Here is a 15,549-nt window from a genome sequence, read left to right on the forward strand (position 1 = left end):
GCCGCAACATCAAAACTTGGTGACAAACTGCCCGGTCGTGATCGTATCGCCTTGCTAGCGTGCAGGCAGACTTGCATCAGGATGCGCTACACTCCGGCCTCCAAGGCTCGGTGAATATGACCGTTGCCCACATTCCCTTCAAGCTTCCACGGAAATCGAGATGTTCGAGGCTGTTCGCAACAATAAGCGTGTTGCCCAGATCATTCTGGCAATTCTCATCGTTCCATTTGCCTTTTTTGGCATGGATGCCTATTTCAGCGACGCGCCGGGTGGCGGCGAAGTTGCCAGCGTCGGTGGCTCACCGATCATGGCAGCCGAGTTCGAGCAGGCCTTGCGTGAGCAGCAGGACCGGCTGCGTAATGAAGGCGTGCAGGTCGACCGTGCCATGCTCGAGTCCGAGGCACTGCGTCGCGCGGTGCTCGAGAATCTGGTCAATCGCCGCGTGCTGGCATTGTACGTTGCCGAAAACCGCTTTTCGGTCACGCCGCAGGAACTGCAGCAGACGATTGCTGGCGTGCCTGCATTTCAGGATGAGGGGCAGTTTTCGCTGCAGCGCTACGAGGCCCTGCTGCGTGCGCAGGGCATGACGCCAGCGATGTTCGAAGCGCGTCTTGCTCAGGACGTGCGCTTGCAGCAGTTGTCGCTGGCGGTGGGTGAAGGGGCCTTGGTTGCAACCGAATCCGCTCGTCGCTTCATGCTGGCCCAGCTTGAAGAGCGTGAAGTGAGCGAGATGCGCTTTGCCGCTTCGGCCTTGGCTGGCGAGGTAAAGCTGGCGGACGATGCGGTGCAGAAATACTACGACAGCAATGCGGCCAGTCTGGAACGACCGGCGCGGGTCAAGGCCGAGTACGTGGTGTTCGATGAGTCGGCGCTGAAGCAGTCCGTCTCGGTTTCCGATGATGAGATCCGTGCCTACTACGAATCCAACGGTGCTCGCTTCGGTCAGCCCGAGGAACGCCAGGCCCGCCACATCCTGATCCAGCTTGCGTCTGATGCCGATGCCGAGGCGGTTGCGAAGGCACGTACGGAAATCGAGTCGATTCATGCCCGACTCAAGGCGGCACCGGCTCAATTCGAAGCCTTGGCCAAAGAGTTGTCGCAGGATCCGGGTTCGGCGTCTCGCGGCGGCGATCTGGGTTTCTTCGGTCGCGGGATGATGGTCAAGGCGTTCGAAGATGCTGCTTTTGCCCAACAGAAGGGCGATATTGGTGAGCCTGTCCGTTCTGATTTCGGTTTTCACATCATTCAGGTCACCGATGTTCGTGCCGCGACGACCCGGCCGCTGGAGTCGGTACGTGACGAGATCCGTGCAGAGTTGTTGCGTGCTGCTGCAGGACGTCGTTTTGCCGAACTGGCCGAGCAGTTCTCCAATACCGTTTATGAGCAGCCGGACAGTCTGGCGCCGGTTGCCGAGGCGTTGAAGCTGGAAGTCCGGCAGTCCGACTGGGTGGCGCGGGATGCGGCCGGTCTGGGCAGCTACCAGAACGCCGCCCTGGTCGAAGCATTGTTTTCGGATGACGCGCTGACCAATCGCCGCAACACGCAAGCCATCGAGGTCGGGAACAACACCCTGGTAGCCGCGCGCGTCGTGGATTATCAGGCTGCGACACGGCCGCCGCTCGACGAGGTGCGTGCCGCGATCGAGGCACAACTGAAGTCGGAAGAAGCGGCCAGGCTTGCCGCCGAACGTGGTGCGGCTGCTTTGGCGACCTTGCAGAAGGGCGAGGCGGTTGAGGGCAAATGGAGTGCGGAGCGCAAGCTGCAACGCGGGGCGCCGGTGTTGCCGGCTAACGCAATGCAGGCGGTGTTCTCGGCGTCCAGCGCCAAGTTGCCCGCCTTTGTTGGGGTCAATGACGGCGTGGAGGGTTATGTCATCTATCGCATCAGTGCGGTCAAACGCCCCGAAATGGCTGCCGACGATCCTCAGTTGCTGGCGGTGGCCGAGCAATACGAGCGGGTGCTGGCCGAGCGCGAGTTCGCGGCGTTCCTGAGCGAGTTGCGTCAGCGTTACAAGGTTGAGGTCAAGCTGCCGGCGAAGGCCGCAGAATAAACCACTGTGGCGCTTGGGCGTGGTTTGCGGCCTTTGGGCTGCACCCGCCCGCCAGACGGATGAAAAAATGCCCGGCTGTGAAAGCAGCCGGGCATTTTGTTTGGGGGCGGGCGCTGAACCCCCGAGGGTTACAGCGGTTCGGCGTTACCCAGGGCGGTGGTGTTGAAGCCGCCGTCGACATACATGATCTCGCCGGTCATGCCGCTGGCCAGATCCGAGCACAGGAAGGCGGCGGCGTTGCCGACTTCTTCGATGGTGACATTGCGGCGCAACGGCGCATTGTGCTCGTTGAACGACAGCAACTTGCCAAAGCTGCCGATACCCGATGCCGCCAGGGTCTTGATCGGTCCGGCTGAAATACCATTTACCCGGGTGCCTTCGGGGCCGAGACAGACGGCCAGATAGCGCACCGAGGCTTCAAGGCTGGCCTTGGCCAGGCCCATGATGTTGTAGTTGGGCATGGTGCGTACCGCGCCAAGGTAGGACAGCGTCAGCAGCGCGCCGTTACGGCCTTTCATCAGCGGACGTGCGGCCTTGGCCAGGGCGGGGAAGCTGTAGGCGCTGACTTCCTGCGAGACACGGAAGGCCTCACGCGAGAAACCATCGAGGAAATCACCCTCGAGTGCGTCGCTGGGCGCGAAGGCAATGGAATGCACCAGGCCATCGAGTCCGTCCCACTGCTTGCCGATCTGCACGAAGAGGTCGTTGATCTGCTCGTCGTCCTGCACGTCACAGGGGAATAGCAGCGTGCTGTCGAAGTCTGCCGCAAGCTTGGCAACGCGCTCTTGAAAACGGTCGTTGACGTAGGTGAATGCAAGCTCCGCACCCTCGCGGTGCATGGCTTTGGCGATCCCGTAAGCAATCGAACGGTTGCTCAACAGTCCGGTGATGAGGATCCGTTTACCGGCGAGGAAGCCCATGGAAGCAAAACTCCGTATGTCAGAATCCGTCGATTATAGCTAAAACCGCTGCCCACAAAGCGAAGCGTGATATTGAAGATGCCAGGGGCGGGCGGATTGCGTTGCCGCTGCGATGGAAAAACCTGCCAGAATTGCGTCTGATCATTTATCCGACACGTCCCGTCCTCTCATTCACTCGTGCGCATCCTGACTGATTTGCTGCCAGCCCTGTCCCGCCTTGCGGCCTGTTGCGTACGTCGCTGGCGCCAAGCGAGCTGTACCGTGCTGGTGTTGGCTGTTGCCGGATGTGGCCCTTTGCCCAACGATCCGCACCCGGCGGCAGAGCGTGGTCAGAACATTCTCTACTCGGCTTTTACCGAGCGCCCGAAGCATCTCGACCCCGTACAGTCCTACAGCGAAGACGAGGCGACCTTTCTCTACCAGATCGTGGTGCCTCCATTGCAGTACCACTACCTGAAGCGGCCTTATCAGCTCGAGCCCGCGGTCGCGGCGGCGATGCCCGTGGTGCGCCTGTTCGATGCACGGGGGCGGGAGCTGCCGGCAGGGACGGATGCGACGAAGGTCGACCGGAGCGTGGTCGAGATCCGGCTGCGTGCCGGTGTGCGCTATCAACCGCACCCTGCATTTGCGACTGCAGAGGATGGTACTCCGCGCTATCACGCGCTGACCGCGGAGGATCTGAAGCCGGTACGAGGCTTGGCGGATTTTGCCGAAACCGGCTCGCGTGAGCTGGAGGCGGGTGACTTCGTCCATCAGATGAAGCGCCTTGCGAATCCGCGCCTGCACTCACCCATTTTCGAGCTGATGGCCGAGTATCTGCCGGGACTGAAGACGCTGCAGGCCGAGTTGATCGAGGCGGGCAAGCGTGAGCCTGGCTGGATCGATGTATCGGCTTTCGAGCTGCCGGGGGTGGAGGTGGTCGATCGCTACACTTACCGGATCACCTTGAAGGGGGTGTATCCACAGTTCCTGTACTGGCTGTCGATGCCGTTCTTTGGGCCGATTCCACCCGAGGTAGACCGTTTCTTTGGTCAGCCGGGCATGGCCGAACGCAATCTGACCCTGGATTGGTGGCCGATGGGTACCGGGCCCTACATGCTGGTTGAGAACAACCCGAACGCACGCATGGTGCTGGCGCGCAACCCCAACTTTGTGGGTGAGACCTATCCGTGCGAAGGGGCCGAGGGGGATGCCGAGGCCGGGTTGCTGGAGGATTGCGGCAAATCCTTGCCCTTCATCGACAAGGTGGTGTTTGCCCGCGAGCGCGAAGGGATCCCTTACTGGAACAAGTTTCTGCAGGGCTATTACGATGCATCGGGCGTGTCGTCGGACAACTTCGATCAGGCAGTGACGCTGACCAGCCAGGGCGAGGTGAGCCTGTCCGAGGATATGGAGCGTCAGGGCATCCGCTTGCTGACTTCGGTGTCGCCCTCGATCTTCTATCTTGGGTTCAACATGCTCGATCCCGTGGTCGGCAGTCCCGAAGGTGCCAGCGCCGCCGATCGCGAGCGTGCCCGCAAACTGCGTCAGGCGATCTCGATTGCGCTCGACATGGAGGAGTTTGTCTCCATCTTCCTGAATGGCCGCGGGGTGCCGGCCATGCATCCGATTCCGCCAGGGGTGTTCGGGGCGCGCGATGGCGAGGCGGGCATCAATCCGGTGGTGTATGTGTGGAAGGATGGGCGCCCCCAGCGACGCGGCCGGGAAGAGGCTCGCCGCCTGCTGGCCGAGGCTGGCTGGCCCAATGGCCGCAACGCACGCACCGGGGAGCCTCTCGTCATTCATCTGGATACCACCCCGGGTGGCCTTGGCGACAAAGCGCGCTCGGACTGGCTGGCGCAGCAGTTCCGTGAGTTGGGCGTGCAGTTCGTGGTCCGGCCGACCGATTTCAATCGTTTTCAGGACAAGGTCAGGCAGGGTAATGCCCAGCTGTTCTTCTTTGGCTGGAATGCGGACTATCCGGATCCGGAGAACTTGTTGTTCCTGCTTCATGGTCCACAGGGCAAGGTGCGCTTTCAGGGACAGAACGCGGCAAATTACGTCAATGCGGAGTACGACAGGCTGTTCGAGCGCATGAAGACCTTGCCGGACGGGCCTGCGCGGCAGGCGGCCATCGACCGGATGATCGCCATTCTTCAACATGAGGCCCCGTGGCTGTTTGGTTTTCATCCCAAGTCGTACTCGCTTCAGCATGGCTGGGTCTACAACCGAAAGCCGGGTAGCCTGGTCCGCAACGGTCTCAAGTATCAGCGCCTGGACGTGGCGCAGCGTGACGCGGCACGCCAGGCCTGGAATCAGCCATCGAGGTGGCCTTTGGTGCTTGTGCTGTTGCTGCTCGCAGCGATTCTTGCGCCGGCGGTACTGCATTGGCGCCAGCGCGAGCGCAGTACCGCGCTTGGAGTGGGCAGGCCTGGTGAGGGGCTGGACGCAGCGGAGCAGGGAGGGGCGCCTCGATGCTGAATTACCTGATCCGCAGGGTGCTTTATGCGATCCCCATCCTCATCGGCGTCAATCTGCTGACCTTTGCACTGTTTTTCGTGGTCAATTCGCCAGACGACATGGCGCGGATGCAGATTGGGGTCAAGCGTGCCACACCCGAGGCAATCGAGCGCTGGAAAGCGGATCGCGGCTATGACAAGCCGATGTTCGTCAATGCGGCAGCGGAGGGTCTGGATCGGTTCACCGACACCTTGTTCTTCGACAAGTCCTTGCGCATGTTCGCGCTCGATTTTGGCCGTGCGGATGATGGTCGGGACATCTCGCGGGAGATTCTTGACCGGATGGGGCCGTCCCTGGCGATTGCGGTGCCCACTTTTGTGTTGAGTCTTTTCGTTTCGGTCACGCTGGCCCTGCTACTGGTGTTCTTCCGCGCAACGGCGCTGGATTTCTGGGGCGTGGTGATGTGTGTTGCGATGATGTCGATCTCAAGCCTGTTCTACATCATCGGCGGGCAGTGGCTGGTATCCAAGCTGTGGGCCCTGGTGCCGATTTCCGGTTACGCGGGGGGGCTGGACGCCTTCCGCTTTCTGGCGTTGCCGGTGCTGATCAGCGTGCTGGCCGGCATGGGCTCGAGTGCGCGCTGGTATCGTACGATCTTTCTTGAGGAGATCTCGCGCGACTATGTCCGCACCGCACGGGCAAAAGGCCTGTCCGAACTGGCCGTGCTGTTCCGCCATGTGTTGCGCAATGCCTTGATTCCGATCCTGACCGGTGTGGTCGTGGTGATTCCACTGTTGTTCATGGGTAGCTTGCTGGTCGAGTCCTTCTTTGCCGTGCCCGGTCTGGGCAGTTACACCATCGATGCGATCAACGCGCAGGATTTTGCCGTTGTACGCGCAATGGTGTTCATCGGTTCGGTGTTGTACATCGTAGGCCTGATCCTGACCGATCTGTCCTATACCCTCGTCGATCCCCGGGTCAGGCTGGAGTAAGGCATGACGTTTCAGCCCGTCCTGTTGTGGACTGACATCCTGCTGTTCATCCTGCTGGCAGCGGTCGGGGCAATGGTGTTGCACGTGCGTGGTCACGAACCGTTGCGAGCGGCGTGGCGCAAGGTGGGGCAGCGCCCCACCGGCATGGCCGCAGCCTGTGTGCTGAGCGCGTTCGTGCTGATCGGTGTGCTCGATAGCCTGCACTATCGCCCCCTGCTGCCTCCGGTGGAAGGGCAGGAGAACGCTGCACCGAGTTATTCGTCCGAGGTGCTCAGTGTGCTCGATGCGGCGCTGGCCGGCTTGCGTCTGAACACCGAAAAAACGTATTCCGCACCGTTTGCGCGTACCTTGTACCAGCGTGAAACGGTCGAGCTGCCGCAAGGCGGACAGGCGCGCATCCATCCCCCGCTGCGTCATGGCGGTGTGCATCTGGGTGAGGGCGATACCGCGACGGCGGACGTGGCGCAAAGGGGGCTGGTGGCCGTCGGCAAGGCTGCATTGTTCATGGCCGCCCTGTTCGTGGTGCTGTCAGTTGCGGTCGCACGGGGGCGCCGGGCGGGGTGGGTGGACGCGGCCCGTGCCATCGTGCGCGGTCATACCACGCTGGCGTGGCGAAGTGCATTGATTGCCCTGGGGGCGATTGCGCTGATGGCGGCGGCCGCGTTCGAGCTGGCGCCGTACTATCACGTGCTGGGTACCGACAAGGTTGGTCAGGATGTGCTCTACCTGTCGTTGAAGAGTGTCCGCACTGCGCTGGTGATCGGAACCTTGACCACGCTCGTGATGTTGCCTTTTGCCGTGGCCCTGGGCATTGCGGCAGGCTATCTTGGGGGGTGGGTCGATGATGTGATCCAGTACATCTATACCGTGCTCAACGCGATTCCCGGCGTGTTGTTGATTGCTGCGGCAGTATTGATGATGCAGGTGGTGATCGACACCCATCCGCAATGGTTTGCAACGGCTGCGGAGCGCTCCGATGCGCGCCTGCTTGCCCTGTGTTTCATTCTCGGCATTACCAGCTGGACCGGTTTGTGCCGCTTGCTGCGCGCAGAGACCCTGAAGCTGCGCGAGCTCGAATACGTGCAGGCTGCACGCGCGTTTGGCGCAAGCACGCCCACCATCCTGCGCCGTCATGTCCTGCCCAATGTGATGCACATTGTGCTGATCGCCCTGGTGATGGATTTCTCTGGTCTGGTATTGGCCGAGGCAGTGTTGTCCTATGTGGGCATCGGCGTGGATCCGACCACGATCAGCTTCGGTACCATGATCAACATGGCGCGGGCAGAACTGGCTCGCGAGCCGATGGTGTGGTGGTCGCTGATGGCGGCATTTGCGTTCATGTTTGTACTGGTGCTGGCGGCCAACCTGTTTGCCGATGTGGTTCGTGACGCTTTCGATCCGCGCCGTCGGTGAAAAGCTGATGTATGCTGCACTGCGGCGAGGCTGGTTGGCACAGGCTTTGCTCGCGTTAACGCTTTCATGCGACTTCCCATTGGATTCGAACGACGATGAAAACGCTGGTTTTCGATAATCGATTTGTGCGCGAGCTGCCGGGAGATCCGGAGGAGGGCCCGCGCATTCGTCAGGTTCATGGCGCCTGTTATTCCCGTGTGATGCCGACGCCCGTGGCCAAGCCGCAGTTGCTGGCATGGTCGCCAGAGGTGGGCGAATTGCTTGGCTGGGGCTTGAGCGATGCGGCCGACCCCGTATTTGCCGAGGTATTTGGTGGTAATCGCTTGCTGCCGGGTATGGAGCCTTATGCCGCGTGCTATGGCGGGCACCAGTTCGGCAACTGGGCGGGTCAGTTGGGCGATGGCCGTGCGATCACGCTGGGCGAGACGGTCAATGCGGCGGGTCAGCGCTGGGAGCTGCAGCTGAAAGGGGCAGGGCCAACGCCCTATTCGCGCCGTGCCGATGGCAGGGCGGTGCTGCGCTCGTCGATCCGCGAGTTTCTGTGCAGCGAGGCCATGCATCATCTGGGCGTGCCCACGACCCGCGCGTTGTGTCTGGTGGGTACGGGCGAGCAGGTGGTGCGTGACATGTTCTACAACGGCAATCCGCAGTATGAGCCGGGCGCGGTGGTGTGCCGGGTGGCACCGTCCTTCATCCGATTTGGCAATTTCGAGATCTTCTCGTCTCGGGGGGATGCCGATCTGCTGGCGAAACTGGTGGATTTCACCATCGCGCGGGATTTTCCCGAGATCGAAGGTTCTCCGACCGAGCGCCGTATTGGCTGGTTTCACGAAGTCTGCCGGCGTACTGCGGTGATGGTCGCGCACTGGATCCGGGTGGGTTTCGTGCACGGCGTGATGAATACCGACAACATGTCCATCCTGGGCCTGACCATCGATTATGGTCCTTATGGCTGGATCGACAATTTCGACACCGGCTGGACGCCCAATACCACCGATGAAGAAATGCGGCGCTACCGTTTCGGGCATCAGCCCAAGATCGCGCACTGGAACCTGTGGCAACTGGCCAATGCACTCTATCCGGCGCTGAAGGATGCGAAAGGGCTGGAGGCGGCGCTGGAAGCCTACTCGGAGACTTACACCCGGGAAAGTCAGCGCATGACTGCCGACAAGCTTGGGCTTGAGGTGTGGCAGGACGGTGATGGTGATCAAGTCGAACGCCTGCACCGTCTGCTGGAAGTCAATGAGGTGGATATGAGTCTGTTCTACCGGGCGCTGGCAGTTTTTGATCCTGACCGGCCGGATTTCTCGGTGTTCGACGATGCGTTCTACGACCCCGAAAAGCGCGATGCCGCACGTCCCGAGTTCGAAGCGTGGTTGGCAGACTATGCTGCCAGGCTGAGTGCACAAGGCGTACCGCAAGCGTTGCGGCAGGAACGCATGAATGCGGTCAACCCGCTCTACGTGCCACGCAACTACCTTGCACAGCAGGCCATCGATCTGGCAGAAAAGGGTGATCTTTCAGGCGTGCACACCCTGCTGGACGTGTTTCGCCGCCCTTATGAGCAGCAGCCGGGACGGGAGGCCTATGCGGCCAAGCGCCCAGACTGGGCAAGGGTACGCCCCGGTTGTTCGATGTTGTCGTGCAGTTCCTGAGCGGGCGCTACGGGTGCGGGGTCAGGCCTTGACCCGCATCAGGCGCTGCTTTTCGCGCTCCCAGTCACGCTTCTTTTCGTCTTCACGCTTGTCGTACTGTTTCTTGCCCTTGGCAAGACCGATTTCGGCCTTCACCAGGCCTTTGTTGTAGTGCAGGTCGAGTGGCACCAGGGTAAAACCGGCGCGCTCGACCTTGCCGATCAGGCGCGCAATCTCGGGGCCATGCAACAGCAGTTTGCGGGTGCGGGTGGGGTCGGCCTTGATATGGGTCGAAGCGCTGGTGAGTGGCGTGATGTGCATGCCGAGGATGAAGATCTCTTCGCCCCGGATGATGATGTAGGCCTCTTTGATGTTGGCACGACCGGCACGGATGGCCTTGACCTCCCAGCCCTCGAGGACGAGTCCGGCTTCGTGCTTTTCCTCGATGAAGTAGTCGTGATACGCCTTGCGGTTGTCGATGATGCTCATGGGCGGAGAGATTGTCCGGGCTGACGGACCGTGCCTTTGCGGTAGAATCGCGCATTTTAGCAGTTCGGCGAAGCGCTCGCCCTGATACCGATGGCAGACGTCAAGAAACTGGTCCTGATCGAATTCACTCCCGCGCAGATGTTCGACTTGGTCGACCGCTGCGAGGACTATCCCCAGTTTCTGCCCTGGTGCGGTGGTGCCGAGGTTCATGCGCGTACTGACGTGACGACCGAGGCGACCATTCACATCAACTACCACGGTATCAAGGCGCACTTTTCCACTGCCAATGAAAAGCATTGGCCGGGCGAGATGATCATCCGCCTGACCGATGGTCCGTTTACGCATCTGGATGGAAGCTGGCGTTTCACGCCACTTGGCGAGACGGCCTGCAAGGTCGAGTTCAGCCTGCGCTACCAGTTTTCCAGCAAGTTGCTGGAGAAGGCGCTGGGGCCGGTGTTCAACCACATCGCCAATACGTTCGTGGATTCCTTCGTCAAACGCGCAGGGCAGGTGTACGGAAAATAATCATGGCCGAACAGATCAGCGTGGAAGTAACGTATGCCCTGCCGTTCCGGCAGGAGCTCGTCACCGTCAAATTGCCCGAAGGTGCGACGGTGCGCGATGCAGTCGAGGCGTCCGGTTTGCTGCAGAAGTATCCCGACATCGAAATCGATGGGCGCAACAAGCTTGGCATCTACGCCAAGCTCACCAAGGCGGATACGGTGCTGCGTGATCGGGACCGGGTGGAGATCTACCGCCCGCTCATTGCCGACCCCAAAGCCGTGCGCAAGAAGCGCGCCGATGAGGGCAAGGTCATGAAGAAGGGCGGGGGGCCGGCAGAGGAAGCGCCCGCTGCCTGATCAGGCAAAGCGGCCCTGCTTATTTGCAGGCCTGATCGATCAGGCGCTGCGTCTGTGCGATTTCCGCATTTCGTGCAGCGTCATCGAGAAACTCCCGTTCGCCTGAAGCATTGAAGCGCGAGATACGCTGGCCTGAGTTCAGCGCCGCAAGCTGGTTGCGAGCCTGTTCGCAGGCCCGCTGGCGGTCCGCTGCCTCGGCGGCCTCTTTTTCTGCCTTGGCTTGTGCTTCTGCCTCCGCTGCCCTGCGCTGCCGGAACTCGAGTTCGCGCTCAGCCAGTGTCTTGGGCTTGGCAGGGTCTGCGTTGGTGTCGGCTTTCTTGCCCTCGGCTGTCTCGCTGGCGGCTTCGCCTGTCGGCATGGGCGGCGGGGTGCGTGTCGGGCGCTGCAATGTCTTCATCTCGCCGGTCGGCGGCGGTGTGTCCGAGTAATGAATCTTTCCATCCTTGTCCTTCCAGCTGTAGATCTGTGCTGCGACGGGCAGCGCAGTAAGAAGCGCCAGCAAGGCAAGGGAAGGGCGGATCATTTGAAGGTCTCCGGTTGTTGCGCCGCTTACATGGGGCGAAGCGCCTCTGTATAATACGGATTTGGTCGAAAGGAAAGAAGCCATGCGAGTGATCCAGAAGGCGCTGACGTTTGATGACGTCCTTCTCGTCCCCGCCCACTCGACGGTGCTCCCGCGCGATGTCGGCTTGCAGAGTCAGGTTACCCGTAACATCCGCCTGAATATTCCCCTGGTATCCGCGGCAATGGATACCGTCACCGAGTCGCGCCTCGCGATTGCCCTTGCCCAGGAAGGTGGCATTGGTGTGGTGCACAAGAATCTGTCGCCTGCAGAACAGGCCGCCGAGGTGCACAAGGTCAAGCGTCACGAATCCGGTATCCTCAAGGATCCAATCACCATTCCGCCGACCATGACGGTGGGCGAGGTGATTGCGCTGCAGCGTCAGCATCGCTTCTCCGGTGTGCCGGTGGTCGAAGGTGCAAAGGTGGTGGGTATCGTCACCAACCGCGACACGCGTTTCGAGACCAATCTGGCTCAGCGTGTTTCTGAAATCATGACGCCGCAGGCACGTCTGGTAACGGTGCGTGAGGGCGCCAGCCTGGACGAAGCACGCGAGTTGTTGCGCGTGCATCGCCTCGAACGCGTGCTGGTGCTCAATGATGCAGGCGAGCTTTCCGGCCTGATCACCGTCAAGGACATGATGAAGTCCACCGAGCACCCGTTGGCGGCCAAGGACGAACAAGGTCGTTTGCGCGTGGCCGCGGCCATCGGCGTTGGGGCGGGCACCGAAGAGCGTGCCGAGTTGCTGGCCGAGGCCGGTGTGGACATGATTGTGGTCGATACCGCTCATGGCCATTCGCAGGGCGTGCTTGACCGTGTGACCTGGGTCAAGAAGCGTTTCCCGCAGATCGAGGTCGTCGGTGGCAACATTGCGACGGCCGCTGCCGCACGAGCGCTGGTCGATGCCGGCGCAGATGGCGTCAAGGTGGGTATTGGCCCGGGCTCGATCTGCACCACCCGCATCGTTGCCGGTGTTGGCGTACCTCAGATCACTGCGATCGATAATGTGGCCAACGCGCTGGCCGGCACCGGGGTGCCGATGATCGCCGACGGCGGCATCCGTTTCTCGGGTGACATTGCCAAGGCGATCGCGGCGGGTGCCAATGTGGTCATGCTCGGTGGCCTGTTCGCCGGTACCGAAGAGGCACCGGGTGAAACCGTGCTGTTCCAGGGGCGTTCCTACAAGTCCTATCGGGGCATGGGTTCCCTGGGTGCGATGGAGAAGGGCGCGGCGGATCGCTACTTCCAGGACAGTTCGTCCAACATCGACAAGCTCGTGCCGGAAGGCATCGAAGGTCGTGTGCCCTACAAGGGTGCGGTGACAGCTGTCATTCATCAGCTGGTGGGTGGCCTGCGGGCATCGATGGGCTACCTTGGGTGCAGCGACATCCCGACCATGCACGCGCGTGCCGAATTCGTGCAGATCAGTTCGGCCGGCATGCGCGAGTCGCATGTGCACGATGTGCAGATCACCAAGGAAGCGCCCAACTACCAGATCAGCTAAGCTGATTCGACATACTCCGGGGCGGCTGCAAGGCCGCCTTTTCCTTTTTGTTGCTGTTTGAGATCTCCGCGCCCATGGCTCACCAGAAAATCCTCATCCTCGATTTCGGCTCCCAGGTTACCCAGCTGATTGCCCGCCGTGTGCGCGAGGCGCATGTGTACTGCGAGATACATCCGAATGACGTGTCGGACGATTTCATCCGTGCCTTTGCGCCCCAGGGCATCATCCTGTCGGGCAGCCATGCCAGTACTTACGAAGATCATCAATTGCGCGCGCCGCAGGCCGTGTGGGATCTCGGCGTGCCGGTGCTGGGTATCTGCTACGGCATGCAGACCATGGCGGTGCAATTGGGCGGAGAGGTCAGCTGGAGCGATACGCGCGAATTCGGCTACGCGGAGGTGCGCGCGCATGGTCATACCGAACTGCTCAAGGGGGTACAGGATTTCTCCACGCCGGAAGGTCACGGCATGCTCAAGGTGTGGATGAGTCACGGTGACAAGGTCACCGCGCTGCCGCCGGGCTTCAAGCTGATGGCGTCGACGCCCAGTTGCCCGATCGCCGGCATGGCAAATGAAGACAAGCGGTACTACGCCGTGCAGTTCCACCCCGAAGTCACCCACACGGTGCAAGGTCCGGAGATCTTCAACCGCTTCGTGCGCGAGATCTGCGGCTGTGCTGGCGACTGGATCATGGGCAATTACATCGAGGAGGCGGTTGCGCGCATCCGCGACCAGGTGGGTGACGAAGAAGTCATCCTGGGCCTGTCCGGTGGGGTGGATTCATCGGTGGCGGCGGCGTTGATCCATCGCGCCATTGGCGATCAACTGACCTGCGTGTTCGTTGATCATGGCCTGTTGCGTCTGAACGAAGGCCAGATGGTCATGGATATGTTCGCCGGTCGCCTGCATGCCAAGGTCGTTCATGTCGACGCAGCCGCCCAGTTCATGGGGCATCTGAAGGGCGTCACCGACCCCGAGCAGAAGCGCAAGATCATCGGCCGCGAGTTTGTCGAAGTGTTCCAGGCCGAAGCCAAGAAGTTGTCGAATGCCAAGTGGCTTGCACAGGGCACCATTTATCCCGACGTGGTCGAAAGCGGTGGTACCAAGACCAAGAAGGCCACCACCATCAAGAGCCATCATAACGTCGGTGGCCTGCCGGAGACCCTGGGACTCAAGTTGCTGGAGCCGCTGCGCGAGTTGTTCAAGGACGAGGTCCGCGAGCTGGGCGTGGCGCTCGGACTGCCCCCCGACATGGTCTACCGCCATCCCTTCCCGGGCCCGGGCCTGGGGGTGCGCATCCTGGGTGAGGTCAAGCCCGAGTTTGCCGACCTGCTCAAACGTGCTGATGCGATCTTCATCGAAGAGCTGCGCTCGACCATCGAACCGAATAGCGGCAAGAGCTGGTACGACCTTACCAGTCAGGCCTTTACGGTATTCCTGCCGGTCAAGAGCGTTGGCGTAATGGGCGATGGCCGCACCTACGATTACGTGGTTGCGCTGCGCGCGGTACAGACCAGCGACTTCATGACCGCCGACTGGGCGGAACTGCCTTACAGCCTGCTGAAAAAGGTGTCGAGCCGCATCATCAATGAGGTGCGGGGCATCAATCGGGTCACCTACGATGTAAGCTCGAAGCCGCCTGCGACGATTGAGTGGGAATGATTCGGCGTCTGGCACCGGCTGGCACCGAGTAGCAAGAGAACACCCATAAGCCCGCGTCACTGCGGGCTTTTTTTGTGATTTCATTCGGCCCCGCCGCCGGCAGGGGCCAGAAGTCGGCGCCGTCCGAACTGGAGCTGCGCGAGACCCGGATACGGGCGCAGATGGAAACCAAGAGGGCGAGACGCCAGGGCAGGAAGGGGCGCGGAGCTTCTTGCTTGTGCTGATGACTGCATTTGTCTATTGTTGCAGTCATGGACAGCAAATGAGAGGTTTTGAATCATGGCAATCCTGACTGTAAGGAATGTGCCCGATGACGTGCATCGCGCTTTGCGCGTGCGGGCGGCCCAGCACGGCCGCAGCACGGAAGCCGAGGTGCGCGAGATTCTGGCGGCCGTGGTCAAACCGGAGGAGCGCGTGCGTGTAGGGGAAGCCCTGGCGGCCATCGGCCGCACGATCGGCCTGAAGAATGAAGATTTCGCCGTCTTCGAGAGTGTGCGCGACAAGACGCCGGCCAAACCATTGAGCTTTGACTGAATGATCGTCCTGGATACCAACGTCGTTTCCGAGGCGATGAAGCCGGAGTCAGACGTGGCCGTAAGGGCCTGGCTGAACGAGCAGGCGGCGGAGACCTTATATCTGTCGAGCGTCACGCTGGCCGAGTTGCTGTTTGGCATCCGGGTGCTGCCGGCAGGCAAGCACAAGAACATGCTCGACCGCGCCCTGAACGAACTTCTGGTGCTGTTCAAAGATCGCGTGCTGCCGTTCGACACGGATGCAGCGCGCCACTACGCCGACCTGGCCGTGACGGCCAAGAACGGCGGGCGTGGCTTCCCGACGCCAGACGGCTACATCGCGGCCGTTGCAGCATCGCGGGGTTTCATCGTGGCATCACGCGACACATCGCCCTATGAAGCGGCCGGTGTGACTGTCATCAACCCTTGGACGGACGTTTAGGGCCGGGACTCCCCGTAAGGGCCGAGAACAGAATTACCAAAGTCCGGGCCTCAGTGCCCAGGGCGATACCG

General features: G+C 61.3%; 14 protein-coding genes. 11 read left to right on the top strand and 3 right to left on the bottom strand.

Features of this window, described 5'->3' with window-relative positions; genetic code table 11:
* Positions 1-160 precede the first annotated feature (160 nt).
* Positions 161-2,050, top strand: coding sequence for a SurA N-terminal domain-containing protein (locus tag DNK49_RS13270; protein WP_110525321.1), 1,890 nt, complete (start codon positions 161-163; stop codon positions 2,048-2,050).
* 128 nt (positions 2,051-2,178) lie between these two features.
* Here the strand turns inward: DNK49_RS13270 and fabI are convergent, their stop codons facing one another.
* Complete coding sequence (gene fabI, locus DNK49_RS13275) at positions 2,179-2,970, bottom strand: enoyl-ACP reductase FabI (RefSeq protein ID WP_110525323.1); 792 nt, start codon at positions 2,968-2,970, stop codon at positions 2,179-2,181.
* Between the two features lie 261 nt (positions 2,971-3,231).
* Here fabI and DNK49_RS13280 point away from each other — a divergent pair, with 261 nt between their 5' ends.
* From DNK49_RS13280 to DNK49_RS13295, 4 genes are all read left to right on the top strand, one after another.
* The gene (locus DNK49_RS13280; RefSeq protein ID WP_243632370.1) at positions 3,232-5,430 is read left to right on the top strand and encodes an ABC transporter substrate-binding protein; all 2,199 of its coding nucleotides are present in this window, start codon (positions 3,232-3,234) and stop codon (positions 5,428-5,430) included.
* Positions 5,424-6,401, top strand: coding sequence for an ABC transporter permease (locus DNK49_RS13285; protein WP_110525325.1), 978 nt, complete (start codon positions 5,424-5,426; stop codon positions 6,399-6,401). The genes DNK49_RS13280 and DNK49_RS13285 overlap by 7 nt, the downstream gene beginning before the upstream one ends.
* A gap of 3 nt (positions 6,402-6,404) precedes the next feature.
* The gene (locus tag DNK49_RS13290) at positions 6,405-7,814 is read left to right on the top strand and encodes an ABC transporter permease (protein WP_110525327.1); all 1,410 of its coding nucleotides are present in this window, start codon (positions 6,405-6,407) and stop codon (positions 7,812-7,814) included.
* A 95-nt stretch (positions 7,815-7,909) separates the two neighbouring features.
* Positions 7,910-9,469, top strand: coding sequence for a protein adenylyltransferase SelO (locus tag DNK49_RS13295; protein WP_110525329.1), 1,560 nt, complete (start codon positions 7,910-7,912; stop codon positions 9,467-9,469).
* 21 nt (positions 9,470-9,490) lie between these two features.
* Here DNK49_RS13295 and smpB read toward each other — a convergent pair whose 3' ends face one another.
* The gene (gene smpB / locus DNK49_RS13300; protein WP_110525331.1) at positions 9,491-9,937 is read right to left on the bottom strand and encodes an SsrA-binding protein SmpB; all 447 of its coding nucleotides are present in this window, start codon (positions 9,935-9,937) and stop codon (positions 9,491-9,493) included.
* 90 nt (positions 9,938-10,027) lie between these two features.
* Here smpB and DNK49_RS13305 point away from each other — a divergent pair, with 90 nt between their 5' ends.
* Together DNK49_RS13305 and DNK49_RS13310 are read left to right on the top strand one after the other, a co-directional pair.
* Positions 10,028-10,462, top strand: coding sequence for a type II toxin-antitoxin system RatA family toxin (locus DNK49_RS13305; protein ID WP_110525333.1), 435 nt, complete (start codon positions 10,028-10,030; stop codon positions 10,460-10,462).
* Positions 10,463-10,464: 2 nt separating this feature from the next.
* Positions 10,465-10,797, top strand: coding sequence for an RnfH family protein (locus tag DNK49_RS13310; RefSeq protein WP_110525335.1), 333 nt, complete (start codon positions 10,465-10,467; stop codon positions 10,795-10,797).
* A 19-nt stretch (positions 10,798-10,816) separates the two neighbouring features.
* Here the strand turns inward: DNK49_RS13310 and DNK49_RS13315 are convergent, their stop codons facing one another.
* The gene (locus DNK49_RS13315; protein ID WP_110525337.1) at positions 10,817-11,320 is read right to left on the bottom strand and encodes a DUF4124 domain-containing protein; all 504 of its coding nucleotides are present in this window, start codon (positions 11,318-11,320) and stop codon (positions 10,817-10,819) included.
* Between the two features lie 82 nt (positions 11,321-11,402).
* On the opposite strand from DNK49_RS13315, the gene guaB reads away from it, so the two are divergent.
* The 4 genes from guaB to DNK49_RS13335 all read left to right on the top strand — a co-directional run bounded on the left by guaB (position 11,403) and on the right by DNK49_RS13335 (position 15,478).
* The gene (guaB, locus tag DNK49_RS13320) at positions 11,403-12,863 is read left to right on the top strand and encodes an IMP dehydrogenase (protein WP_110525339.1); all 1,461 of its coding nucleotides are present in this window, start codon (positions 11,403-11,405) and stop codon (positions 12,861-12,863) included.
* A 74-nt stretch (positions 12,864-12,937) separates the two neighbouring features.
* Positions 12,938-14,524 carry a glutamine-hydrolyzing GMP synthase gene (gene guaA / locus DNK49_RS13325; RefSeq protein WP_110525341.1) on the top strand — a complete coding sequence of 529 codons (1,587 nt, stop codon included), beginning with the start codon at positions 12,938-12,940 and terminating at the stop codon, positions 14,522-14,524.
* Positions 14,525-14,803: 279 nt separating this feature from the next.
* A complete protein-coding gene (locus DNK49_RS13330) occupies positions 14,804-15,058 on the top strand; it encodes a FitA-like ribbon-helix-helix domain-containing protein (RefSeq protein ID WP_110525343.1) in 255 nt (84 codons plus the stop codon).
* On the top strand, positions 15,059-15,478 hold the full coding sequence (locus DNK49_RS13335; RefSeq protein ID WP_110525345.1) for a type II toxin-antitoxin system VapC family toxin: 420 nt from the start codon (positions 15,059-15,061) through the stop codon (positions 15,476-15,478).
* Positions 15,479-15,549: the final 71 nt, after the last annotated feature.

This window comes from Parazoarcus communis SWub3 = DSM 12120 (assembly GCF_003226565.1).
Lineage (GTDB): Bacteria > Pseudomonadota > Gammaproteobacteria > Burkholderiales > Rhodocyclaceae > Parazoarcus > Parazoarcus communis.

Coding starts and splice junctions, on each gene's coding strand:
- DNK49_RS13270 (WP_110525321.1), top strand. CDS start 161: ATGTTCGAGGCTGTTCGCAACAATAAGCGTGTTGCCCAGATCATTCTG.
- fabI (WP_110525323.1), bottom strand. CDS start 2,970: ATGGGCTTCCTCGCCGGTAAACGGATCCTCATCACCGGACTGTTGAGC.
- DNK49_RS13285 (WP_110525325.1), top strand. CDS start 5,424: ATGCTGAATTACCTGATCCGCAGGGTGCTTTATGCGATCCCCATCCTC.
- DNK49_RS13290 (WP_110525327.1), top strand. CDS start 6,405: ATGACGTTTCAGCCCGTCCTGTTGTGGACTGACATCCTGCTGTTCATC.
- DNK49_RS13295 (WP_110525329.1), top strand. CDS start 7,910: ATGAAAACGCTGGTTTTCGATAATCGATTTGTGCGCGAGCTGCCGGGA.
- smpB (WP_110525331.1), bottom strand. CDS start 9,937: ATGAGCATCATCGACAACCGCAAGGCGTATCACGACTACTTCATCGAG.
- DNK49_RS13305 (WP_110525333.1), top strand. CDS start 10,028: ATGGCAGACGTCAAGAAACTGGTCCTGATCGAATTCACTCCCGCGCAG.
- DNK49_RS13310 (WP_110525335.1), top strand. CDS start 10,465: ATGGCCGAACAGATCAGCGTGGAAGTAACGTATGCCCTGCCGTTCCGG.
- DNK49_RS13315 (WP_110525337.1), bottom strand. CDS start 11,320: ATGATCCGCCCTTCCCTTGCCTTGCTGGCGCTTCTTACTGCGCTGCCC.
- guaB (WP_110525339.1), top strand. CDS start 11,403: ATGCGAGTGATCCAGAAGGCGCTGACGTTTGATGACGTCCTTCTCGTC.
- guaA (WP_110525341.1), top strand. CDS start 12,938: ATGGCTCACCAGAAAATCCTCATCCTCGATTTCGGCTCCCAGGTTACC.
- DNK49_RS13330 (WP_110525343.1), top strand. CDS start 14,804: ATGGCAATCCTGACTGTAAGGAATGTGCCCGATGACGTGCATCGCGCT.
- DNK49_RS13335 (WP_110525345.1), top strand. CDS start 15,059: ATGATCGTCCTGGATACCAACGTCGTTTCCGAGGCGATGAAGCCGGAG.